The organism is Phyllobacterium sp. 21LDTY02-6 (genome assembly GCF_023554255.2).
GTDB lineage: Bacteria > Pseudomonadota > Alphaproteobacteria > Rhizobiales > Rhizobiaceae > Phyllobacterium.
Genome location: NZ_JAMJWD020000002.1, coordinates 196,104 through 219,681 on the forward strand (window position 1 = coordinate 196,104; position 23,578 = coordinate 219,681).

Here is a 23,578-nt window from a genome sequence, read left to right on the forward strand (position 1 = left end):
ATGTTGTTGCGTGCTTCGACAGGCTCAGCATGAGGGAGAATTGTTGATCGCGGAAACGGAGGGGGTCCGAGATTGAAACCTCTCAAAACTACCTCCTTGCAATCAAACCCAATCCCTCATCCTGAGCTTGTCGAAGGGCGCAGCAACGTTTGTGCAGTCCCTTTTTTGGGAAGCTGCATCAAGATAGTGCGTGCTTCGACAAGTTCAGCATGAGGGAGGTGGGCTGCAATCCCTTTTCGAGATGCAGAATAAGCAAAACCCTCACCACGCCCGCAAAATCGCGTCTGGTCATTGAAATGGGGGAGACGGGCGGTCTTCAGCGCGTCAGTATTGTATCAGGGTCGAGGTCCGAAGACCGCCCGCGACGTCTTTGCCTGCTATCATTGCGCTTGTCAGACGCAACAACCCGGAAAACGAAGCGCCACCTCCGTTTCCTTCTGCAGTTTGCCGGTCGATCGGGGTTGTCACTTCCGACCGTCCGGCAACGCCACCCTTTCCCAGCTTGTCGAAACAGCTCCGGAAGCTGCTCCCCCACTGGAAAGGACCGAATCACAATAACCCGGTTTCAAAGTGGTGGGATAAGTTTCCATTTATCCCACCAGAGGGGACGGGTGTTGCATCACCGTTGTGGGGTCCTTCGTGCTTTCGAGGGGCTCAGGATGAGGATGATTGATTTGATTGCAGAAAAGCAGGGAGCCCAGGTTGGAAACCTCGCAGAACTATCCCCCTGCCACCAACCACCACCCTCATGCTGAGCTTGGCTCAAGCCAGCATCAGCCCTGCCGAACGATCATTCGAAAACGATCGCCGGTGCAGAGCGGCCGCCCTTGCCTGAACTCAATTGCTCCCAGACCTTTGCGGCGATCTCGCGATAGACCCTTGCCTGTTCGCCATCCGGATTGCTGACGACGACCGGCGTTCCGGCATCCGAGGTTTCCCTGATTTCCATGACCAGCGGCACTTCGCCGAGGAAGGGAACGCCGAGCCGCTCCGCCTCGGACCGCGCGCCGCCATGGCCGAATATATCGTAGCGGGCACCCGTATCCGGGGCGATGAAATAGCTCATGTTCTCGACGATGCCGAGCAGCGGCACATCGACCTTCCTGAACATGTTGAGGCCCTTGCGGGCATCGATCAGCGCCAGATCCTGCGGGGTGGAGACGATGACGGCGCCGGCAAGCGGCACCTGCTGCGCCATGGTCAGCTGCGCATCGCCGGTGCCGGGCGGCATGTCGACCACCAGTACGTCGAGTTCGCCCCATTGCACCTCGCGCAGCATCTGCGTCAGCGCCGACATGACCATCGGACCACGCCAGATCATCGGCGTCTCTTCCTCGACGAGGAAACCGATCGACATGACCTTGAGCCCATAGCCTTCCATCGGCTTGAGGGTGCGTCCGGAAATCACCTCCGGCCTGCCCGAAAGATGCATCAGGCGCGGCAGGGAAGGCCCGTAAATGTCCGCATCCAATATGCCGACCCTCTGACCATTGGCGCTCAACCCCAGCGCCAGATTGACGGCGGTGGTCGACTTGCCGACGCCGCCCTTGCCCGATGCGACGGCGATGATGGCACCGACGCCGGGCACGCCGGCCTTGGCGGATGACGGGGCATGTTGATGCGCCGCTGCCGCCGGCACGCGTTGCGGCGGCACCGCACCTGCCGGGGCCGGACGCTGGGCCGGGCGCTGGGCCGGATGGGCGTGGGCGGCTGGACTCTGGGCAGGACGGGCGGCCGGGCGCGGCGGCGCGTCATCGCTGGTCGGCCCGCCGCGCTTCTCGGCCGTCAGGGCAACCACCGCGCCGGCAACGCCGGGCATGGACTTCACCACCCGTTCGGCGGCCGCGCGCAGCGGCTCCAGTTCCTGCGCCCGGTCGGCGGGCACGGTTATCGAGAAGAAAACCTTGCCATCCGCTATGAAAATATCCGAAACGAGACCGAGTTCGACTATGTTGCTGTTGAAATCGGGACCCGTGACCGTCTTCAACCGGTCCAGCACCTGATCTTTCGTCACGCCTGTCATCGCATTTCCAATCCTGTCGTTCACACGACTGAGATAATGCAGTTGCCCGGAAACGCCAATGGCATTCATCATCAATATGCAACCTGCCGGTGCCGGTTGCGGCACATATTGCCGGCTCATCCTCTTTGCCGCATGGATTTTTGCCGCGCGCTGGTTTAAATCAGCATGGAGCAGGATGAGGCGGATATGCTTGGAGCATGGGACCATTGGCGGCAGACGGTGCGCATTCTATGCGCATTGGCGCTCGTGCTCGTCGCTTTTGCCCATAAGCCGGTTGCCATCGCCGACCCCGCTCCCATCGATCTCGCCGCCTATGCGCTTCCCGACGGGACGCTGCCGACGCTTTGCCTGACCGACCAGGGCAGCGACGACGACCATAAATCGTCCTGGCACGGCACGGGCTGCGAGGCCTGCCGTCTTTCGGCATCGTTCATCTTGCCGGTGCCGCCGAAGGCGAACGATCCGTCGGTCGTTCCCCTGCCATCGCTGAACGTCAAGCGCGAAGCCGCGCTGATCGCACGCAGCGCCTATCCACCCGCGGCACCACCGCACGCACCGCCCTTCGCCTGACAGCCTCGGCGCTTCCGCGCCAGTTGACGGCCCGCCCATGGGCCGAAATCCGTCAGACGAATGGAGCAATCATGTCCATTTCAAGTGCGGCTGCCCGGCAGCCCAAAGAAGCAAGCATCTCCCTCTACAGGGCCATCTGGCGCTGGCATTTCTTCGCCGGCCTGCTGGTCGTGCCTTTCATGATCAACCTCGCGGTGACCGGCTCGCTCTATCTGTTCAAGGACGAGATCGACAATACGGTCTTTGCCGGCCGCAACATCGTGCAGATGCGGGGCGAACCGCTGCCGCCCTCGGTGCTCGTCGAAAACGCCAGGGCCGCGACGCCCGGCGCAAAGCTCGTCCGCTACAGGACGCCCGCCGATGCGCACCATTCCGCGCGTGTCACGATGGCGACGCCCGGAGGCAATCTGCTGGTCTTTCTCGACCCCTACAGCGGCGCGGTGCTCGGCAGCGTGGCGGAGAAGAACGAGTTCAACTGGGTGGTCAAGAAGATCCACAGCCTCGAATATTTCGGCGTCAGCTTCAACCGCATCGTCGAAGCGGTCGGCGGCCTGGCGCTGATCCTCGTCGTCACCGGCTTCTATCTCTGGTGGCCGCGCCAGCAGACCGGCGGGGTCGTCAGTATCCGCGGTACGGCGTCGAAGCGCGTGTTCTGGCGCGATATCCATGCGGTGACCGGCGCCGGCGCCGGCGCCCTGATCTTCTTCCTCGCCATTTCCGGCATGCCATGGTCGGGCTATTGGGGCGGCAAGGCCAATCAACTCATCTCGAATGCCGGCCTCGGCTATCCGACCGCGCTGTGGGACGAGGTTCCGGCATCGTCGGCGCCGCTGAAGACCGTCGTCCCGGATGCCGCCTGGACCATGGAAAATGCGCCGGTTCCGGCATCTGTCGCCCGGCCCGGCAAAACGGCGCCGCAGCTTGACGATATCGTGGCTGCCGCAACGGCGGCGGGCATGACCGCCGGCTTCGAAGTCTCGATGCCCTCGGGAAAGTCGGGCGTCTATACGGCCGCCATCTTCCCCGACGACATAGCCAGGCAGCGGACCATCCATTATGACCGCTATAGCGGCCAGCCGCTGGCGGACATCAGGTTCGCCGACTATGGTGCCGGCGGAAAGCTGATCGAATTCGGTGTCGGCGTGCATCTCGGCCAGTATTTCGGCCTCGCCAACCAGATCGTCATGCTCATCACCTGCCTCGCCATCGTGCTTGCCTGCACTTCGGCGATCGTCATGTGGTGGAAACGCCGTCCCTCGGGCCGGCTGGGAGTGCCGCCCATGCCGGCGCGCAAGCGCGTATTCGCCACGCTGACAGCCGTGATCCTGGCTTTCGGCATCGCATTTCCCCTCACCGGCTTCGCCATACTCGCCATGCTGGTCGCGGACCAGCTGGTCGGCCGCGCCGCTTCCCCCCTGCAACGCATTTTCTCTTCCTGATGGAGCTTACGATGAAGAACATTCTTTCAGCCGCAGCCATGGCATTGCTTCTCGCCCAGATGCCGCCTGCCGCCTTCGCCCATGATCATTCCGCCATGACCGGCGCCGAACCCGCCGCCGCGGAAGGCCATGAGATGGGCGATACCAAGGCCGGCGAACTGACGATCGGCAATGCCTTTGCCCGGGCCACCCTGCCGGGCGCCAAGGTCGGCGGGGCCTATGTCACCATTGCCAATACCGGGAGCGAGGCGGACCGGCTTCTTGGCGGCTCCACGGCCGTTGCCTCCCATGTCGAGGTGCATGAGATGAAGATGGACGGCAATATCATGCAGATGCGAAAGTTGAAGGAAGGCCTTGCCATTCCGGCGGGCGAAACTGTCCAGCTGGCACCGGGCGGCCTGCACCTGATGCTGATGGGGCTGAAGCAACCCCTGAAGGAAGGCGAAATGCTGCCGGTTACGCTCGAATTCGAAAAATCCGGCAAGGTCGAGCTGGAATTCATGGTTGGACCGGCCAATGGCGCGGGAATGGAGCATAAATGATGAATTATCGTGCCGTACGACTGGGGCTCTGGGGTGCAATCGCCGTCCTCGTTGCCTTCCTGGTCTATACTTATTTCTATGCGGGCCAGAGCCGGCGCCCAGATCCGGTGCAGCTCGGCAGCCCCTTCACCCTCACCGACCAGAACGGCGCGCCGATCACCGAGGCCGCGTTGACGGGCCATCCCAGCGCGCTCTTCTTCGGCTTCACCCACTGCCCCGAGGTCTGCCCGACCACGCTGTTCGAAATGGCCGGCTGGCTGGACCAGCTCGGCGATGAAGGCAAGGACCTGCGCGTGTTCTTCATCACCGTCGACCCGGAAAGGGACACGCCCGAAGTGATGAAGAATTATACGTCCGGCTTCACCAGCCGGATCACCGGGATCACCGGCAAGCCCGAGGACGTGACGAAACTGGTCAAGAGCTGGCGCATCTATGCCAAGAAGGTGCCGACCGACGACGGCAGCTATACCATGGATCACACTGCATCGGTGATGCTGCTCGATCGCGACGGAAAGCTGAAAAGCACCATCGACTACAAGGAGAGCCCGGACGTCGCCCTGAAGAAACTGCGCCTGCTGATCGCAGGATGAATTCGCTTCCGCCTCGCCCATACGCTTTCGCCTCGCCCGGACGAGATGTGGCGGCGAGGCGGGATGTGGCGGGGCGGAACGAAACAAAATTGCCCTGGATCGAACATTTGTATACCAAAATACTCATAATTTTCTAGAATCATTCTAAGCTATTGATATTTTTATCTGTTTTGAAATTTAATGTTTGACATTGCCTCCCGGTCGAGCATTTATGCGATAGCGCCAAGCGCAGCCTTTGATGCCCGGGCCTTGAACCCGTTCGATTGGAGGACCCTATGATAGGTCTTTTTATGCCACGCCGACGCGTGGTTTCACTATTGCATGGCCGGGAGTCGCCTTTCATTGCCGGCCTCGTCACCCGCAGCCGACCGACGACGACAGTTGCGCGTGGCTTACCGACGACAGTCGTATGCGGCTTGCCGACGACAGTCGCGCGCGGCTTGCCATTGGCCAGTCATCGAAACCTCTGTGACGATGGGAGCAGCGATGTTTCCGCACATGTCTGAGACCAATGCAGGCACGGGCTGCTATTTCGACCGCGCGCCGGAAAAACTCGTACTCGAGGGCTATCGCCGCTGGATCGCCGGCTTCGAAACCGGGTCCGTCGTAGCCTGGGAGATGGCCTATGGGCTCTATAGCGAGATACTCGGAAGCCGGAACGGCAATCGCGCCCTCGCAGACCTGTCCTTCTTCGTGCGCACGCTGCGCCACAAGGCACTGGTGCCGCTGAAGACATTTCCGTTCGGCTCGCATCATGTCTGCCGCGAGGAGTGCCTGACGCTGGGGCTGATCGCGGGGCTTCAAAATTGCGACATGGTTGCGGCAAGAACCTGCCTCAATGCCATGGCATGTCCTGCGTCGAGCGAAGAACTGGAGAACGCGGCCATCGGCTTTGCCGAAACGCTGGCGGAAATGGACCAGATATTGCTGCCGATCCCGAGGTTCGCCATCGATGACATAATTTCTCGCCCTTTGCGGGCCAAATATCACTGAAAAGGGAACCGAATCATGGCAATCACATCACGCACCGAGCGCCAGCTTTCCATAGCGGCAACCTTGCTGCTCACGGCGGCGATCTTCGTCATTCCGCTGAAAACACCGTACCAGCACGCACCGATCGCCGACCTGAAACCGGTCGTAGTGCACCTCGCCTATGCCGAAACCGCGCTGACCATTCGCAAATGATGGCGGGGAGCCTGTGAGAAGCTCATTCGCCATCCACGGCCAGCACAGGCTCTGGTTAGACGACAATTTCAGTAAGGTATAGCGTCCGGGTAGAATATTCTATCTTTTCGGGATAAAAGGAATTCTTTCTAACGCCCTTCTTTCGGGCGCCTCTGCTACGCTTCGGTTACAACGACACGGAGGCAGGCATGAAAAGTTCCAGACTGATACTGGCCGTAGCGGCGACGCTGCTCTTTGCAACGGCAAGCACCAATAGCATCATGTCCGCCGCCATGGCCGACACGACCTTGCTCAATGTTTCCTATGACCCGACACGTGAATTCTACAAGGAATTCAATGCTGCCTTCGCGGCCAAGTGGAAGACCGACACCGGCGAAACGCTTACCGTGCAGGCATCGCATGGCGGTTCCGGCAAGCAGGCCCGCGCGGTGATCGACGGGCTCGACGCGGATGTCGTCACGCTGGCGCTGGAAAGCGATATTGCCGCAATCGTCGACAATACGAAGAAAATCAATCCGGATTGGCGCAGCAAGTTCCCGCACAATTCCGCGCCCTACACGTCGACGATCGTTTTCCTCGTCCGCAAGGGCAACCCGAAAGGGATCAAGGATTGGGGTGACCTGATCAAGGATGGCGTCGAAGTCATTACCCCGAACCCCAAGACCTCCGGCGGCGCGCGCTGGAACTATCTCGCCGCCTGGGCCTGGGCGCATGGCCAGTTCGGCGGCGACGAAGCCAAGATCAAGGAATATATCGGCACGCTGTTCCAGCATGTGCCGGTGCTCGATACCGGCGCGCGCGGTTCGACTACCACATTCGCCCAGCGCCAGCTCGGCGACGTGCTGCTCGCCTGGGAAAACGAGGCCTATCTGTCGCTGGCCGAGTTCGGCGAAGACAATTTCGACATCGTGGTTCCGCCGCAGTCGATCCTGGCAGAGCCGCCGGTCGCCGTCGTCGATGCCAATGTCGATGCGAAGGGCACCCGCAAGGCGGCGGAAGCCTATCTGCAATATCTTTATTCGCAGGAGGGGCAAACCCTTGCAGCGAAACATTATTATCGCCCCGCCGAGCCCAGTCTCGTTCCGGCCGAACTTATCAAGAAGCTTCCGGAGTTGAAACTGGTGACGATAGATGATCCAATCTTCGGCGGATGGGCCAAAGCGCAGCCCTACCACTTTGGAGATGGCGGCACATTTGACCAGATTTACAAGCCGAAACAGTAACAAGACATGATTTCCAACCGCGCGAATGCAGGTTGGCGGTTCAAGAGGCCGAGCGTCATTCCAGGATTTGGACTGACACTCGGCTTCACACTTGCCTACCTGGTCCTTATCGTCCTCATTCCATTGGCCGGGCTCGTCTGGCGTTCGGCCGGCCTCGGCTGGTCCGGCTTTTCGGCTGTCGCGCTCGACCCGCGAACCGTCAATGCGCTGAAGATCAGCTTCGGCGCCTCGTTCATAGCCGCTCTCGTCAACGTGGTCTTCGGCGTCATCGTCGCCTGGGTCCTGGTGCGCTATCGCTTCCCCGGCAGGCGGATCATCGACGCCATCGTCGACTTGCCCTTCGCGCTGCCGACGGCGGTGGCGGGCATCGCCCTCACCGCGCTCTATGCCCGCAATGGCTGGCTCGGCCAATGGCTGGAACCGCTTGGGGTGAAAGTCGCTTTCACGCCCGTCGGCATCATCATCGCCCTCATCTTCATCGGCCTTCCCTTCGTCGTGCGCACCGTGCAACCGGTGATGGAGGAGATCCGCAAGGAAGTGGAAGAGGCAGCGGCGACGCTCGGCGCATCGCGCTTCCAGACGATCACGCGGGTGTTGCTGCCGGGGCTCCAGCCGGCGATCCTGACCGGTTTCGCCCTGGCCTTTGCGCGGGCGGTCGGCGAATATGGCTCGGTGATCTTCATTGCGGGGAACCTGCCCTACGTCTCCGAAATCGCCCCGCTGCTGATCGTGATCCGGCTCGAGGAATTCGACTACAAGGGAGCGACTGCCATTGCCACCATCATGCTCGGCATCTCGTTCCTCATGCTGCTGGTGATCAACCTGATCCAGGCATGGAGCCGCAGGAGGTATGGCTATGGCACATGAACCGCACGCCGCAGCCGGCAACTGGCACCCCGCGACCACGGAAAGCCGCACCGCCCGCTATATACTGATCGGCGTCACCCTGGCCTTTCTCGGCCTGTTCCTGGTGCTGCCGCTGATCTCCGTCTTCGTCGAGGCGTTGCGCAAGGGCCCGGCGGAATATCTCGCGGCCTTTGCCGAACCCGATGCGCTGGCCGCCATCCGGCTGACGCTGCTGGTCGCGGCCATCGCGGTGCCGCTGAACGTGCTGTTCGGCGTTGCCGCCGCCTGGGCCATCGCCAAGTTCGAGTTCAAGGGCAAGGCGTTTCTCACCACGCTGATCGACCTTCCCTTCTCCGTCTCGCCGGTCATATCGGGCCTCGTCTACGTCCTGCTTTTCGGCGCGAACAGCGTGCTCGGCCCCTGGCTGAAATCGCATGGGGTCGAGGTGCTCTTCGCCGTGCCGGGCATTGTTCTCGCGACAGTCTTCGTCACCTTTCCCTTCGTGGCCCGCGAGCTCATTCCGCTGATGCAGGACCAGGGCACGGCCGACGAGGAAGCGGCGCTTTCGCTCGGCGCCAATGGCTGGCAGACATTCCGCTATGTGACGCTGCCGAACATGAAATGGGGCTTGCTCTATGGCGTGCTTTTGTGCAACGCCCGGGCAATGGGAGAATTCGGCGCTGTTTCGGTGGTGTCCGGTCATATTCGCGGGCTGACGAACACGATGCCGCTGCACGTCGAAATTCTCTATAATGAATATAATTTTGTTGCTGCCTTTGCCGTGGCATCGCTTCTGGCGCTTCTGGCGCTGGTGACGCTCATACTAAAGACTCTGCTCGAGTTGCGGTATGGGTCGGAATTGCGGGCCGCCGGCGGGCATTGAAGGGACTGAATATGGAAGTTCGCGTAAGTGGGGTGCGTAAGGAGTTCGACCGGTTTCCGGCCTTGCATGATGTATCTCTGGATATAGATTCGGGCGAGCTGATCGCATTGCTCGGCCCGTCCGGTTCCGGCAAGACGACCTTGCTGCGCCTGATCGCCGGCCTCGAAGTGCCGACGGAAGGCAAGGTCTTCTTCGGCGACGAAGACGCATCGCTGAAATCGGTGCAGGAGCGCAATGTAGGCTTCGTCTTCCAGCATTACGCCCTGTTCCGGCATATGACCGTGCTCGACAATGTCGGTTTCGGCCTCAAGGTGCGGCCGGGTGCGACGCGGCCAAGCAAGGAGGAAATCCGCCGGCGCTCGGCCGAGCTTCTGGATTTCGTTCAGCTTTCCGGCCTGGAAAAGCGCTATCCGGCCCAGCTTTCCGGCGGCCAGCGCCAGCGAGTGGCCCTCGCCCGCGCCATGGCCATCGAGCCGCGCGTCCTGCTGCTCGACGAACCGTTCGGCGCGCTCGATGCCAAGGTGCGCAAGGAATTGCGGCGCTGGCTGCGCGAGCTGCACGACAAGACCAAGCATACGACCGTCTTCGTGACGCATGACCAGGACGAAGCGCTCGAGCTCGCGGATCGGGTCGTCGTCATGAGCCAGGGCCGCATCGAACAGATCGGCACGCCGGACGAGGTCTATGATCGGCCGAATTCTCCCTTCGTCTACAGTTTCATCGGCGAGTCCAGCTCGCTTGAACTGGAGGCGGCGAAAGGCGAATTGCGCCTGGCGGGAAAACCCATCGGGCTTGCCGGCGGCGAGGCGGATGGCGCGACCGTGCTTTATTTCCGGCCGCACGACGTCGAGATCGTCACCGACGGCAGCGCCGCGCTGGCCGGCACGGTGGTGGCCAGCCGGCGTGTCGGCGCAAGCCGCAGGGCGGAACTCGCGATCGACGGCAGCGACACCCTTGTCGAGATCGGCATCGATGCGGAACATCCCGCCAATGTCGGCGACCACATAGCTTTCCGGCCAAAGCACTGGCGGGCCTTTCCGAAGGCCTAGTGGCCCGATTCTGACATTTGCATCCCTCCATCACGCGGCCGCCAAATGGCGGCCGCGGCATTTGCAATGCAAATCTTCCATGGCAATCTGACTCATTTTCATCAAAACTGATCGCTATCAGCAAAAGTGGTGATAGCTTCATTGCTGTTAACCGATTAGATCATCAAACTGAGGCCAAACCTCAGCAATACCGCAATCCGAAGAATGTCCTTCTTCCAACCGAAAAGAAGCAAATGGCGTTGTTAAGCTTTCTTCCAGCCTTCGCATCTCAGAAGAAAACGGTCAGTCAGATATTCGCCGTGCAGCCCAATCCTATCCGGGCGCACTACAAGTCGATCGACGATCTCCGGGTTCTCGGCGGAATGGTTGCCAAGGGGGAGAATGTCCATCTTCCCGACTACGAACCGCTGACATTCGAGCAGCGCACGGTCGAGAATGCGAAGCTGATACTTCACGTCTACCGCTCGTCGGATGCGGCGGCCCGCAAGGGCGAGACCATCACCCCGGCGGCGCAATGGCTTCTCGACAATTACTATCTCGTCGACCAGAACATCCAGCAGGTCGAGCGCGATCTGCCGAAGAAATTCATCCGCCAATTGCCCACCCTGCACGGCCGCCCGGAAATCCCGCGCGTCATGGCCCTCGCCTGGCTTTATGTCGCCCATACGGACAGCCAGTTCTCGCTCAACAGCCTCAGCGCCATCGTCGAGGGCTTCCAGGCCATCGAGCCGCTCCACATCGGCGAATTGTGGGCGCTGCCTTCGGCGGTGCGCTTCATCCTGATCGAAAATGCGCGGCGCCTGTCGCTGCGCGTCGAGCGTGCGCGCGGCATGCGCGCCTATGCCAACAGCGTCGCCGACGAGATCACCCTGAACGCCGAGAAGGACGCGCTGCCGCAATTGCTGGCGCAATATGCGACGGCGGCGAAGGATAGTACTTTCGCGACCCACCTTCTCTACCGGCTGCGCGGCGGCGCCATGCATTCGGGCGCCGCGGTTGCCTGGCTGGAAGAGGAACTCGAGAAAAACGGCAGCGACGCCGAGAGCGCCATCATCCAGGAACATACGCGCCAATCCACCGGCGGCGTCACCATGGGCAATCTCATCCGCAGCCTCAAGGCCATTGACGACGTCGACTGGATCACCTGGTTCGAGACCGTCAGCGGCGTCGATGCGGTGCTGCGCGAGAATTCGAATTTCGACGCGCTGGATTTCCATTCGCGCAACGCCTACCGCGTCGCGATCGAGAAAATCGCCCGCCGCGCCGGCAAGAACGAAAACGACGTTACGCAGGTCGCGCTCGAGCTCGCTCGCAAGAGCGCCGAGGAAACCGGGACGGAAGGCGGCGTGACCGAGCAGCGCAAGCGCGATGTCGGTTACTATCTCGCCGGCGATGGAAGGCCGGAACTCGAGGAGAAATGCGGATATACGCCGCCGCCGGGATTGCGCTGGGTGCGTTTCTACCGAAGCCTCGGCCTTGCCGGCCTCTGGGTGCCGGCCTCGATCTTCTCGATCGCGATCCTGTTCCTCGTTCATTACTGGCTTTCGCGCGCCGGCCTTTCCGATGGCCTGGTGCTGCTCCTGACCCTTCTCGCTGTCTTCCCGGCCATGGAGACGGCCAATGGCCTCGTGAACTGGATCATTCCGATGTTCATGCCGCCGACGCGGCTGATCGGCTTCGAATACAAGAACGGCCTGCCGCTGGAAGCGAAGACGCTGGTCGCCGTGCCGACGCTGATCACGTCGCGCGATTCCGTGGATGAGCATATCCGCAATCTCGAAGTGCATTACCTGACCAATCCGCGCGGCGAAGTCTATTTCGCGCTTCTGACGGACTGGGCGGACAGCAAGGTCGAGCAGACCGACGACGACCTCGACATCCTGGACTATGCGCGCGAAAAGATCACCGCGCTGAACGAGCATTACACCCAGAGCAATCCGCGCTTCTTCCTTCTGCATCGCAAGCGGCTGTTCAATGCCCAGGAAAATTGCTGGATGGGCTGGGAGCGCAAGCGCGGCAAGCTGCATGAGCTCAACCTGCTGTTGCGCGGCGACAAGGATACAACCTATTTTCCTTCGAACGAGGAGCTTCCCGGCGACATCAAATTCGTCATGACGCTCGACTCCGATACGCGCCTGACGCCGGATTCCGTCAACAGGCTGGCCGGCAAGCTCAGCCATCCGTTGAACCGCCCGATCTACAATCCGAAATCCGGCCGCGTCGTCAGCGGCTATGCGATCCTGCAGCCGCGCGTGACGCCTTCGCTCACCACCGGCGACGATGCCTCGTTCCTGCAACGGGTGTTCTCCGTCAACCGCGGCATCGACCCTTATGTCTTTGCGGTCTCGGACGTTTATCAGGACCTCGTCGGCGAAGGCACCTTCACCGGCAAGGGGCTTTACGACGTCGATTTCTTCGAACATGCGCTTGAAGGCAAGATCGGCGAAAACTCCATTCTCAGCCATGACCTTCTCGAAGGCGGCTATGCGCGCAGCGCGCTCGTCAGCGATGTGGAGGTCGTGGAAGATTATCCGACCGGATACAATGTCGATATTTCACGTCACCATCGCTGGACGCGCGGCGACTGGCAGCTTCTGCCCTACCTTTTCAGCAACAAGCCCGGCGTAACCGCGGTCACGCGCTGGAAGATGGTGGACAATCTGCGCCGCTCGCTGACGCCGATCTTCTGGATCGTCGCCTCGATCGCCGCATGGACCCTGCTCCCGCCCGGCATAGCGGCGCTGTGGCAGTTCTTCATGATCTTCAGCATGTTCATCGTCCCGACGATGATCCTGTTCACCAATCTGGTGCCGACGGACATGAACCTGTCCCTGAAGGGGCATTTCCAGACGATCCTGACGGATATATTCGCCGGCGCGGCCGATATAGCGCTGCGCATCACCTTCCTTGCCAACATGGCCTGCCTGATGGCGGATGCCATCGCGCGCACGCTCTACAGGCTCTTCGTCTCGCGCCGCCACCTGCTCGAATGGCGTGCGGCGGCACAGGCGAAGGCCAGCGCGCCGGACACGCTCAACTATTACGTCCGGCTGATGTGGCCGGCCGTCATCGTCGCGCTGGTCGCCATTGCGCTGCCGCTCGTCAATGAAAGCCGTGCCTGGATGCTGGCGGTTCCGTTCGCGCTGATCTGGTTCTTCTCGCCGGTCATTGCCTGGCTCGTCAGCCGCTCGGCCAAGCCGCTGGACGATCTCATCGTGCGCTCGTCGGACATGGGCGAACTGCGCCGTTTCGCCCGGCGCACCTGGCACTATTACGACACTTTCGTCACCAAGGAGCAGAACTTCATTCCTCCGGACAACTTCCAGGAGGACCCGCATCCGGTCATCGCCACGCGCACCTCGCCGACCAATATCGGCATGTACCTGCTGTCGACGGTCGCCGCGCGCGATTTCGGCTGGATCAGCTTCAACGAAACGCTGACCCGCATCGACGATACGCTCGAAACGCTGGAAAAGATGGAGAAATATCGCGGCCATCTCTACAATTGGTACGAGACGACCACGCTTCGCCCCCTGCTGCCGCTCTATGTTTCGGCGGTGGACAGCGGCAATCTCGCCGGCCATCTCGTGGCGCTGTCTTCGGCGCTGGAAAAATGGGCCGAGGCGCCTTCGGTCTATCTGCAGAGCGAGCTCGACGGCATTCTCGACGTCAGCGACATCCTTGAAGAGGCGATCGCCGAGATTCCGGACGATCGCCGTGTCCTGCGCCCGCTCCGGCGCCGGCTCGAGGAGCGGGTGGCCAATTTCCGCCGTGCGATCAAGACGATCAAGGAAGAACCGGAAACCGCTTCCCTGCGCACAATCAATCTCTCGCTCTTTGCCAGCGACATCCAGCGCCTTACCGAGGAGCTGAACGCCGAACTTGCGCTTGGCGTCAGCGAGGCCGCCAATGAATGGGCGCTGCTGCTGGTCAAGACCTGCCAGGGCCATACCGACGACGCGATCGGCACCCACGAAGCCACGGACGTGCTGCGCGACCGGCTGGTGACGCTTGCCACGCGGGCGCGGCAGCTTGCCTTCGACATGGACTTCACCTTCCTCGAGCGCAAGGAACGCCGGCTGCTCTCGATCGGCTTCCGCGTCGAAACCAATGAGCTCGATGCCAGCTGCTACGATCTGCTGGCCTCCGAGGCGCGTCTTGCCAGCCTCTTCGCCATCGCCAAGGGCGACATTCCCGTCGATCACTGGTTCAAGCTCGGGCGGCTGCTGGTGCCGGTGGGCTGGCGCGGTGCGCTGATCTCCTGGTCGGGATCGATGTTCGAATATCTCATGCCGCCGCTCGTCATGATCGAGCCGCTCGGCAGCATGCTGGACCAGACGAACAAGCTCATCGTCCAGCGCCAGATCGAATATGGCGAGTCGAAGGGCCTCCCATGGGGCATTTCGGAAGCGGCGTACAATGCCCGCGACCCCGAGATGAACTATCAGTACACCAATTTCGGCGTGCCGACGCTCGGCCTGAAGCGCGGCCTGTCGAAGAATTACGTCGTCGCGCCCTATGCCAGCATCATGGCCAGCCAGTATCAGCCGGCCGCAGCCGTGCAGAACCTGCAACGACTGCGCGCCATGGGTGCGCTCGGCAAATACGGCTTCTACGACGCCGTGGACTTCACCAAGTCGCGCGTGCCGGAAGACCAGCAATATGCGGTCGTGCGCAATTACATGGCGCACCATCACGGCATGTCGATCGTGGCGGTGAACAATGTCGTGTTCGAGGGGCGGATGCGCGAGCGCTTCCATGCCGATCCGGTGATCGAGGCCGCCGAACTGCTGCTGCAAGAAAAGGCGCCGCGCGAAATCCCCGTATTGCAGGCCAAGGCCGACAATCCGATGCGCAAGGCGGTCGAGAGCTCCGAGGAGCCGGCCTCGATCCGCTACGTGCCCAATCCGCTGTCGGCGCCGCGCGCCACGCAAGTCATGTCGAACGGGCGCTATTCGGTCATGGTCACCGCCAATGGCGGCGGCTACAGCCGCTGGAACGGCCTCGCCATCACCCGGTTCCAGCCGGACCCGCTCGAAAGCGGCTACGGCACCTTCCTGTTCCTGCGCGATCTCGACAATGGCGACTGGTGGTCGGCCACCGGCGATCCATTGCGCATCGCCGCCGAGAAGAGCACCACGATCTTCACCGACTACAAGGCGGAGTTCATCAAGGAAGTCGGCACCATCCACAGCACGGTCGAGACCATCGTCGCGTCGGATTCCGATGGCGAGGGACGGCGTATCGTCATCACCAATACGGGCTCCAAGGACCGGGTCCTGGAGGTTACGTCCTATGCGGAGCTCGTCCTGACGAGCGAGCAGACGGACATGGCCCATCCGGCATTCGCAAAGATGTTCGTCGAGACCGAAACGGACGAGCGCGGCGATACGATCTACGCGACGCGCCGCAAACGCGGCTCGGACGATCCGGACATCCACGTCGCCCATCTGGTGAGCGACGGCTCGGGCGCCATGCGCGAAGTGGAGACGGAAACCGACCGGCGCAGCTTCATCGGCCGTGGCCGCTCGCTGCGCAATCCTGCCGCCTTCGACGAGAATGCCAAGCTGAGCGGCAGCCATGGCTTCGTGCTCGATCCCATCGCTTCGCTGCGCTGCCGCGTCCGCGTTCCCGCCCACAAGAAGGTCACGCTTGTGTTCTGGACGCTGGTGCACCAGGACCGCAAGGAACTCAAGGACATCGTTGCGCGGTTCCGGCATCCGGATTGCTTCGCGCGGGAATTCTCGCTGTCCTGGACGAGTTCGCAGGTGCGGCTGCACCATATCGGCATCAATCCGGACGAAGCCGCCGTGTTCCAGCGTGTCGCCACCAACCTCATCTATCCGGACAAGACGTTGCGCCTGCCGCCGGAAAGCATTGCCAGCGGGCTCGGCAGCCAGTCGGAACTCTGGCCCATGTCGATCTCTGGCGATTTCCCGATCCTTGCCCTTCGCATCGACGACGAGGCGGATATGGAGACGCTGAAGAACATATTGAAAGCCCATGAATATTGGCGGGCCAAGGGCCTGGTCGTCGATGTCGTGGTCATCAATGAGCGCTCGTTCTCCTACGCCCAGGATTTCCAGCGTGGCCTGGAGGCGATCTGCGAAAACAGCCGCGCCCGCGGTGCGCAGATGGGTCCGCGCGTGCATATCTTCACCGTGCGCCGCGACCAGATGAGCGATGCGAGCTACAATACGCTGCTGGCCTCGGCCCGCATCGTGCTGCACGCCCAGAACGGCTCGCTCTCCGAACAGCTGAACCGCAACGAGGAACTCACCGCGGAAAGCACGCCCGTGATCGCCAGACAATCGGCGGAGACGGAAACGGAGGATCTGCGCGTGGCCCAGCCCGCGCCCTTGCAGCTGATTTCGAAGTCCGCTGCCTCGCCGTCGGGCGAAGGCCTGGAGTTCTGGAACGGCTTTGGCGGCTTCGATCTCGCCAGCGGCGAATATGTGGTGCGCCTCGCCGGTACGGCCGCGACACCGCAGCCTTGGATCAACGTCATCTCCAATCCCGGATTCGGCTTCCATGTTTCGGCCGAGGGCGCCGGCTTCACCTGGTCGGGCAACAGCCGCGATTATCAGCTGACGCAATGGTCGAACGATCCGGTCGTCAATCGCTCCGGCGAGGCGATCTATGTCGCCGACCTCGACAATGGAACGGCGTTCGCTCCGACTGCCTCCGTCCTGCGCGACCCCTCCGTGGTCTATGAAGCGCGGCACGGGCAGGGCTATTCGATCTTCTCGTCGCGGCACGGGACCATCGGGCTCGAACTGATCCATACGGTGGATCCGGAGCATCCGGTCCGGCTATCGCGCCTGAAGATTACCAATCACGGCAATGCCGGCAGGAAGCTGCGCGCCTATGGCTTCATCGAGTGGATGCTCGGCAGCGCCAGGTCGAAGACGGCACCCTTCATCGTGCCGTCCTACGATGCCGGCAAGGGCGTGCTCTTCGCGCGCAACCCCTATGGCATCGAGCGCCGCGACCAGATCGCCTTCTTCGCCTGCAGCGACAAGCCTGCCAGTGTCACCGCCGATCGTGCCGAGTTCTTCGGAAACCTCGGTACGGTCGAACGTCCGGCAGCGGTCCTCGAAGCGAAGGCGCTTTCCAACAGCGTCGAGGCCGGGGGCGATCCCTGCTCCGCGCTGGCGGTCGACCTCACGCTTGCCGCCGGCGAAACGAAGGAAGTCGTGTTCTACACCGGCGATGCAACGAGCATGGAAGAGGCGGTGCAGATCGTCACCGACCATGCCGCGAAGCCCTTCGAGGAGACGCTAGCGGCGTCGAAGCATGTCTGGAGCGATTTCCTCGGCGGCCTGCAGGTGGAAACGCCGGACGAGGCATTCAACGTGCTGGTCAATCGCTGGCTGCCCTACCAGAGCCTTGCCTGCCGGATCTGGGCGCGCTCGGCCTTCTACCAGGCCAGCGGTGCCTTCGGCTGCCGCGACCAGTTGCAGGATTCGCTGTCGATGCTGATCCTCGATCCGACGCTGGCGCGCAAGCAGATCCTCAATGTCTCGGCGCGGCAGTTCACCGAGGGCGACCTTCAGCATTGGTGGCTGCCGACGACGGGCGCCGGCGTGCGGACCCGCATCTCCGACGACGTGGTGTGGCTGGGCTATGCCATAGCCCATTACACCGATGTGACCGGCGATTTTACCATCCTCGACGAAACCGTTCCCTTCATCGAGGGACGTGCCTTGGAGGAAGGCGAGCACGATGCCTTCTACCAGCCGACCATCTCCGAGGAAGTGGTCAGCGTCTATGAACATGCGGCCCGCGCGCTCGATCTTGCGGTCGAACGGACGGGCCAGCACGGCTTGCCGCTGATGCTGACGGGCGACTGGAACGACGGCATGAACCGCGTCGGCGAAGAAGGGAAAGGCGAAAGCATCTGGCTCGGCTGGTTCCTGATCAGCACCCTGCGCGATGTCATTCCGATTGCGGAGCGGCGCAACGATAGCGAGCGCGCCAAGCGCTGGAGCGCCCATATCGAACGCCTGAAAGAGGCGCTGGAGAAGAACGGCTGGGACGGCGAATGGTATCGCCGCGGCTATTTCGACGATGGCGCTCCGCTCGGCTCGAAGCAGAGCGACGAATGCAAGATCGACTCGATTGCCCAGTCCTGGAGCGTCATCTCGGGCTTTGGCGATCCGGAACGTTCGAGGCAGGCCATGCAGTCGGTTTCGACGCATCTGGTCGATGACGAGGCGAAGTTGATCAGGCTGTTCACGCCGCCCTTCAACAAGACGCATCACGATCCGGGCTATATCAAGGGTTATCCGGTCGGCGTGCGCGAGAATGGCGGCCAATACACCCATGCGGCGACCTGGGCGGTTCTGGCGATGGCAAAGCTCGGCAATGCCGATGAAGCATATCGCTGGTTCAGCATGCTCAATCCCGTCAACCACTCGCTGGATGCCGAACAGGCCGAATCCTACCGCGTCGAACCCTATGTCGTGGCTGCCGACGTCTATTCGGTCGATCCCATGCGCGGCCGGGGCGGCTGGACCTGGTATACCGGCTCGGCCGGCTGGCTCTACCGCGTGGCGACGGAAGGCATTCTCGGCATCAGCCGCAGCGGCGACCGTCTCTTCGTCAAGCCGGCGCTGCCCTCGGCCTGGGAGGGTTTCAGCTTCACGCTGCGCCATGGCGGCGCGAGCTATGCCATCGTGGTCAAGGCTACTGCCAAGGGCGGGGTGACGATCACGGTCAACGGCAAGAAGCTGGCCAAGCCGGAAGACGGCATCCTGCTCGACGAGAGAGCGGCCGGCGCTGTCGCGGTCGGGGAAGCAGCCTCCGGCTGAGAAATGATGGCTGCGGTCGTGGCCGGTTGACAGGACAGACGCATGTAACAATAATAGTTACATGATAGATTTCCGCGATCAACCGGCATGACCGACAGCAAGGCGAACGCCTTCGGCGCGGCCCATGCGCAGAATTACGCGCAAGGGCCGCGCCGGCAGGTACCGGGCTTTGCCGATCTCCACCGCATGACTTCGATGCTGCTGGCCGAGCGCGTCCCACCGCATGGGCGCTTGTTGGTGGTCGGCGCTGGTGGTGGCCTGGAACTGAAGGCACTGGCTGACGATCACCCGGCCTGGACCTTCGACGGCGTCGATCCATCGGCGGACATGCTGCAGGCAGCCGCGACTTTGACCGGCGCACATTCGGAACGGATACGCCTGCATCAAGGCTACATCGATGCTGCGCCGCCTGGGCCTTTTGACGGCGGCACCTGCCTGCTGACGCTTCATTTCGTTCCACGCGCCGAGCGACTGGAGACACTCAGCCAGATCCACCGCCGCCTCAAGCCCGGCGCGCCGTTCATCGTTGCCCATGTCAGCTTGCCGCAAAGCCCGTCCGAACGTTCCATGTGGATCAAGCGGCACGTCGCATTCGCCGGCACTGCAAACGCCACGGAGGCAGAGCGCATCATTGCGAGCCGGCTGACCATTCTGTCGCCCGAGGAGGACGAAAAGCTATTGTGCGAAGCCGGCTTTACCGGCGTCAGCCTGTTCTATGCCGGCCTCAGCTTCAAGGGCTGGGTCGGCTATGCCTGACGTCCGGCAGCGCATCCCGTATCCAAGGGGGCATGGGCGCCGCCATTTCTGTTCATAGAAGGCTGTTCTTCTCCATTCTCAGTTGAGAATCTTTGCAACTGGCGCCAATCTGGAGCATAGTTGCACCATGGCAAATGCGAGTGGCAACAAACCGGATTACGAGAAAGAGCTGCGCCGGGCCGGCGTGCGGATCACCCGGCAACGGCGGGTCATCCTCGATATCCTGACATCGACGGAAGACCATCCCGACGCGATGAAGATATTCCATCGCGCCATCGAGATCGACGACAGCATCTCGCTTTCCACCGTCTACCGGACGATGAACCTGCTTGAAGAGATGGGCGCCATCCACCGCCATGCCTTCAATGGCGGGCCGTCACGCTTCGAACAGGCCCATGGCGAGCACCATGATCACCTGATCGACATCGACAGCGGTGCGGTCATCGAGTTTCAGTCCGACAAGATCGAACGTCTCCAGGACGAAATCGCCCGATCTCTCGGGTATGACATCGTCCATCATCGTCTCGAATTGTATGGAAGAAAGATCAAGAAAGCCAAAGCCTGATTGGTATGATCAGGCCTTATCGCTGCGGCTGCGGAGTGGCACTCACGCAGCGTTGGACGTCGGCTGGGACGTCAGCAGATCATAAAGCAGCGTCGCATCATGGGCCGTGCGCAACTTCGCGATCCGCTCCGGGTCGCGCAACATGCGCGCGATGCGGGAAAGCGCCTTCAGATGATCCGCGCCTGCATTTTCGGGTGCGAGAAGCAGGAACACGATATCGACGGGCTGATCGTCGAGCGCCTCGAAATCGACAGGTGTCTCCAGCTGCGCGAAAACGCCGGCGATCCGCTTGACGCTGTTCAGCTTGCCGTGCGGAATAGCAATGCCGTTTCCGACGCCCGTCGAGCCAAGCCGCTCCCGCTGCAGGACCGTGTCGAAAATCTCACGCTCGCTCAATCCAGTCAAAGCGGCCGCTTTTTCGGACATGATCTGCAAAAGTTGCTTCTTGGAGTTCACTTTCACTGCAGGCAGGACAGCGTCGGGCTGAATGAGATCACCCAGATCCATTATTTCTATTCCTTCCAGTTACCGCCCGCGCGCCGTGCGCGAACGGTATTTCAATTTGCCTTACCCAATCTCAGCGGGAGGCATTCTGACCGGGAACCGCCGAGGGATCGATCCAGCCGATGTTTCCATCAGGGCGGCGGTATACGATATTAACCTGCGTACTGCCAGCGTTGCGGAACACAACCACAGGACTATCTTTCAGGTCGAGCTCAACGACAGCCGAAGCGACGCTCATGCTCCTGAGCGCCACGGAGGTTTCGGCGACGATGGTCGGCGCATAATCCTCCGGAATATCCTCGTCATCGTCCGGCACGGGCGCCATGACGCGATAGGAAACATCGTCGAACACGCCGTTCGAGCCCGGCGCCTGGTGCGACTTCAGGCGGCGCTTGTAGCGGCGCAGCCGCTTGTCGATACGTTCGGAGGCGGCGTCGAAGGCGAGTTGCGGATCCTGGGCCTCGCCGGCAGCCTGAAGCACCGTACCGGTATCAAGCCGGATGAGGCAGTCGGATATGAAGCGTGAACCCTGCTTTTCCACCGTCACGTGGCCGGAAAAGCCGCCGTCGAAATATTTCGAAACCGTTTCGGATATGCGCTCTTCGATGCGGACCCGAAAGGCATCGCCGATGTCCATATGTTTTCCAGATACACGCAGACTCATGATACCTCACCTTCATTGTGATTTTTCATTGCCCGATTCAATCTACACTGTGTTGAGGGTCGAGCAAAGACGTCCCGCAGTCTCCAGAAGAGACGGCCATCACATTATCCTGTTCTCTGAGTTTCCATTTAAAGGCGCGCTCTCGCTCATTGCCGCAGGTACCAGCGCTTTCTCCCCTGCCGGACTTCTTTTGGCCCGGTCTATTTGCCCACTGGCTCCAATCCTACACTCGACCGGGTGATGAATCCAGAGCCGAGATTGGCACCGCGCGTTCCCGCCTGGGCTTTTTTCTCGCGCCGCCGCTGCACCGAGGAGGCAATGTTCATCGATTCCCGATATTTGGCCACGGTTCGGCGCGCGATGTCGATATTCTGGGCTTTCAAGATATCCACAATCGTATCGTCAGAAAGCACCGCATCGGCCGTTTCGGCGTCGATGAGCTGCTTGATCTGGTGGCGAACGGATTGCGATGAATGATTGTCCTGGCCGTCATTGGCGGCGATGGCGGCGGTGAAGAAATAGCGCAGTTCGAAGACGCCGCGCTCGGTCAGCATGTATTTGTTGGCGGTGACGCGGCTGACGGTCGATTCATGCATGCCGATCGCATCGGCGACGGCGCGCAGATTGAGCGGCTTGAGCTGCGTTACGCCATGCAGCAGGAACTGTTCCTGGCGCCGGACGATCTCGCCTGCCACCTTGAGGATGGTCTGCGCCCGCTGGTCGAGGCTTCGCGTCAGCCAATTGGCATTCTGCAGGCACTCTCCGAGGAAGGATTTGTCGCCGGGAGACACTTTTCCCTGCATCACCTGCGCATAATAGCTGTTATTGACCAGCACGCGCGGCAGCGCCTCGGGATTGAGCTCGATCTGCCAGGCTCCGGCAGAATCGCGGCGGACATGGATGTCGGGAACGATGCTGTCGGCGACATCGGATGCAAAGGCTGCGCCGGGCTTCGGATCAAGGCCCTGCACCTCGCGCAGCATGGCGAGGATTTCCGCTTCGCTGACACGGCACAACCGTTTCAGGCTGTGAAAATCCCGTTTTGCCAGCAATTCCAGATTCGCCAGCAGGATTTCCATCGCCGGCGTCGACCTGCCCCGCGCCCGCATCTGCAGGACGAGGCATTCGGCAAGATCGCGCGCGAACAGGCCGGCGGGATCGAAACCCTGCAGGGTTGAAAGAACGCGCTCGATATCCGCGCGGCCGGCACCCAATCTTTCACCGATTTCGGCAAGATCGCCGCGGAAATAGCCCGATTCATCGAGATGTTCGGCAAGTTCATGGGCGAGGAGACGCTCGGATGTATCGCGGAAGGCGAAGGCGACCTGTTCCGTCACATGATCGCGCAGCGTGATAGCCGCCGGCGTGACCAGTTCCAGATTGAAGTTCTCATCCCCTGTCGAGACATAACCGTCGCCGGCCGACGATTTCCACTGCGAGGCGAGACTGTCGCCGATAAAATCCCGCGTGCCGGGCTCGTCGGGGAAGACGTTCTCAAGCGAACTGTCGAACGTATCCGCCATGGCCGAAAGATCCGGCGATTCCGGCAGCCATTCCTCACTGCCGTCCTGCGGCTCGGCAAGGTCCATCGCATCGCGGCCATCCTGCTCGACTTCGCCGCCAAAGGGTTCGTCAGCCTGCGCGCGCTCCAGCAGCGGATTTTTTTCGATCTCCTGGTCGATGAAGCTTTCAAGCTCGACATGCGTCAATTGAAGCAGCCGGATCGACTGCATCAATTGCGGCGTCATCACCAGACTTTGGGTCTGCCTGAGGTCGAGTTTTGGCGAAAGAGCCATGGCGGCCGAAAAAACTCCGAAGAAAATTTACTCCGGAAACAGAACTGGCCCAAACCTTGCTTGTCAAACAAAAACTGCCATCGAGCGGCAGTTTCCGATCAAATCAGCAGCTTTTCGACCTAAGATTGCA

At 61.5% G+C, this 23,578-nt stretch carries 17 protein-coding genes; 13 read left to right on the forward strand and 4 right to left on the reverse strand.

The window, feature by feature from the left end; genetic code table 11:
- Positions 1-790: 790 nt before the first annotated feature.
- Entirely contained in the window at positions 791-2,023 is a 1,233-nt protein-coding gene (locus tag M8997_RS07415; protein ID WP_250019477.1) for an Mrp/NBP35 family ATP-binding protein, read from the reverse strand.
- A gap of 186 nt (positions 2,024-2,209) precedes the next feature.
- On the opposite strand from M8997_RS07415, the gene M8997_RS07420 reads away from it, so the two are divergent.
- From M8997_RS07420 to M8997_RS07480, 13 genes are all read left to right on the forward strand, one after another.
- Positions 2,210-2,593 carry a hypothetical protein gene (locus tag M8997_RS07420; RefSeq protein WP_250019372.1) on the forward strand — a complete coding sequence of 128 codons (384 nt, stop codon included), beginning with the start codon at positions 2,210-2,212 and terminating at the stop codon, positions 2,591-2,593.
- Positions 2,594-2,670: 77 nt separating this feature from the next.
- A complete protein-coding gene (locus M8997_RS07425) occupies positions 2,671-4,032 on the forward strand; it encodes a PepSY domain-containing protein (protein ID WP_250019478.1) in 1,362 nt (453 codons plus the stop codon).
- A gap of 11 nt (positions 4,033-4,043) precedes the next feature.
- Complete coding sequence (locus M8997_RS07430) at positions 4,044-4,574, forward strand: copper chaperone PCu(A)C (protein ID WP_250019373.1); 531 nt, start codon at positions 4,044-4,046, stop codon at positions 4,572-4,574.
- Complete coding sequence (locus M8997_RS07435; protein WP_250019479.1) at positions 4,574-5,164, forward strand: SCO family protein; 591 nt, start codon at positions 4,574-4,576, stop codon at positions 5,162-5,164. Before M8997_RS07430 ends, M8997_RS07435 begins: the two co-directional genes overlap by 1 nt.
- Before the next feature lie 486 nt (positions 5,165-5,650).
- Positions 5,651-6,157 carry a hypothetical protein gene (locus tag M8997_RS07440; protein ID WP_250019374.1) on the forward strand — a complete coding sequence of 169 codons (507 nt, stop codon included), beginning with the start codon at positions 5,651-5,653 and terminating at the stop codon, positions 6,155-6,157.
- A gap of 15 nt (positions 6,158-6,172) precedes the next feature.
- Positions 6,173-6,349 (forward strand): hypothetical protein, encoded by a 177-nt coding sequence (locus tag M8997_RS07445; RefSeq protein ID WP_250019375.1) that lies wholly within the window; start codon positions 6,173-6,175, stop codon positions 6,347-6,349.
- Positions 6,350-6,609: 260 nt separating this feature from the next.
- Complete coding sequence (locus tag M8997_RS07450; protein ID WP_371929557.1) at positions 6,610-7,572, forward strand: sulfate ABC transporter substrate-binding protein; 963 nt, start codon at positions 6,610-6,612, stop codon at positions 7,570-7,572.
- A gap of 6 nt (positions 7,573-7,578) precedes the next feature.
- Positions 7,579-8,439 (forward strand): sulfate ABC transporter permease subunit CysT, encoded by an 861-nt coding sequence (gene cysT, locus M8997_RS07455; protein ID WP_250019377.1) that lies wholly within the window; start codon positions 7,579-7,581, stop codon positions 8,437-8,439.
- Positions 8,429-9,301 carry a sulfate ABC transporter permease subunit CysW gene (gene cysW, locus M8997_RS07460; protein WP_250019378.1) on the forward strand — a complete coding sequence of 291 codons (873 nt, stop codon included), beginning with the start codon at positions 8,429-8,431 and terminating at the stop codon, positions 9,299-9,301. The genes cysT and cysW overlap by 11 nt, the downstream gene beginning before the upstream one ends.
- 11 nt (positions 9,302-9,312) lie before the next feature.
- Positions 9,313-10,350: a sulfate/molybdate ABC transporter ATP-binding protein gene (locus tag M8997_RS07465; RefSeq protein ID WP_250019379.1), complete on the forward strand. Its 1,038-nt coding sequence runs from the start codon at positions 9,313-9,315 to the stop codon at positions 10,348-10,350.
- Positions 10,351-10,583: 233 nt separating this feature from the next.
- Positions 10,584-19,163 (forward strand): GH36-type glycosyl hydrolase domain-containing protein, encoded by an 8,580-nt coding sequence (locus tag M8997_RS07470; protein WP_250019380.1) that lies wholly within the window; start codon positions 10,584-10,586, stop codon positions 19,161-19,163.
- An 87-nt stretch (positions 19,164-19,250) separates the two neighbouring features.
- Positions 19,251-19,919 (forward strand): class I SAM-dependent methyltransferase, encoded by a 669-nt coding sequence (locus tag M8997_RS07475; protein ID WP_250019381.1) that lies wholly within the window; start codon positions 19,251-19,253, stop codon positions 19,917-19,919.
- 127 nt (positions 19,920-20,046) lie between these two features.
- Positions 20,047-20,484 carry a Fur family transcriptional regulator gene (locus M8997_RS07480; protein ID WP_250019382.1) on the forward strand — a complete coding sequence of 146 codons (438 nt, stop codon included), beginning with the start codon at positions 20,047-20,049 and terminating at the stop codon, positions 20,482-20,484.
- 42 nt (positions 20,485-20,526) lie between these two features.
- Here the strand turns inward: M8997_RS07480 and ptsN are convergent, their stop codons facing one another.
- From ptsN to rpoN, 3 genes are all read right to left on the reverse strand, one after another.
- The gene (gene ptsN / locus M8997_RS07485; RefSeq protein ID WP_250019383.1) at positions 20,527-20,991 is read right to left on the reverse strand and encodes a PTS IIA-like nitrogen regulatory protein PtsN; all 465 of its coding nucleotides are present in this window, start codon (positions 20,989-20,991) and stop codon (positions 20,527-20,529) included.
- Between the two features lie 70 nt (positions 20,992-21,061).
- Positions 21,062-21,652 (reverse strand): ribosome hibernation-promoting factor, HPF/YfiA family, encoded by a 591-nt coding sequence (gene hpf / locus M8997_RS07490; RefSeq protein ID WP_250019384.1) that lies wholly within the window; start codon positions 21,650-21,652, stop codon positions 21,062-21,064.
- A 200-nt stretch (positions 21,653-21,852) separates the two neighbouring features.
- Positions 21,853-23,448: an RNA polymerase factor sigma-54 gene (gene rpoN, locus M8997_RS07495; RefSeq protein ID WP_250019385.1), complete on the reverse strand. Its 1,596-nt coding sequence runs from the start codon at positions 23,446-23,448 to the stop codon at positions 21,853-21,855.
- Between the last annotated feature and the right edge of the window lie 130 nt (positions 23,449-23,578).

Excerpts from the sequence above, each read along its gene's own strand:
- cysW (WP_250019378.1), top strand. The coding sequence starts at position 8,429 with ATGGCACATGAACCGCACGCCGCAGCCGGCAACTGGCACCCCGCGACC.
- M8997_RS07445 (WP_250019375.1), top strand. The coding sequence starts at position 6,173 with ATGGCAATCACATCACGCACCGAGCGCCAGCTTTCCATAGCGGCAACC.
- M8997_RS07420 (WP_250019372.1), top strand. The coding sequence starts at position 2,210 with ATGCTTGGAGCATGGGACCATTGGCGGCAGACGGTGCGCATTCTATGC.
- M8997_RS07465 (WP_250019379.1), top strand. The coding sequence starts at position 9,313 with ATGGAAGTTCGCGTAAGTGGGGTGCGTAAGGAGTTCGACCGGTTTCCG.
- M8997_RS07440 (WP_250019374.1), top strand. The coding sequence starts at position 5,651 with ATGTTTCCGCACATGTCTGAGACCAATGCAGGCACGGGCTGCTATTTC.
- rpoN (WP_250019385.1), bottom strand. The coding sequence starts at position 23,448 with ATGGCTCTTTCGCCAAAACTCGACCTCAGGCAGACCCAAAGTCTGGTG.
- M8997_RS07480 (WP_250019382.1), top strand. The coding sequence starts at position 20,047 with ATGGCAAATGCGAGTGGCAACAAACCGGATTACGAGAAAGAGCTGCGC.
- M8997_RS07470 (WP_250019380.1), top strand. The coding sequence starts at position 10,584 with ATGGCGTTGTTAAGCTTTCTTCCAGCCTTCGCATCTCAGAAGAAAACG.
- M8997_RS07475 (WP_250019381.1), top strand. The coding sequence starts at position 19,251 with ATGACCGACAGCAAGGCGAACGCCTTCGGCGCGGCCCATGCGCAGAAT.
- cysT (WP_250019377.1), top strand. The coding sequence starts at position 7,579 with ATGATTTCCAACCGCGCGAATGCAGGTTGGCGGTTCAAGAGGCCGAGC.
- M8997_RS07430 (WP_250019373.1), top strand. The coding sequence starts at position 4,044 with ATGAAGAACATTCTTTCAGCCGCAGCCATGGCATTGCTTCTCGCCCAG.
- hpf (WP_250019384.1), bottom strand. The coding sequence starts at position 21,652 with ATGAGTCTGCGTGTATCTGGAAAACATATGGACATCGGCGATGCCTTT.
- M8997_RS07415 (WP_250019477.1), bottom strand. The coding sequence starts at position 2,023 with ATGACAGGCGTGACGAAAGATCAGGTGCTGGACCGGTTGAAGACGGTC.
- M8997_RS07435 (WP_250019479.1), top strand. The coding sequence starts at position 4,574 with ATGAATTATCGTGCCGTACGACTGGGGCTCTGGGGTGCAATCGCCGTC.
- ptsN (WP_250019383.1), bottom strand. The coding sequence starts at position 20,991 with ATGGATCTGGGTGATCTCATTCAGCCCGACGCTGTCCTGCCTGCAGTG.
- M8997_RS07450 (WP_371929557.1), top strand. The coding sequence starts at position 6,610 with ATGTCCGCCGCCATGGCCGACACGACCTTGCTCAATGTTTCCTATGAC.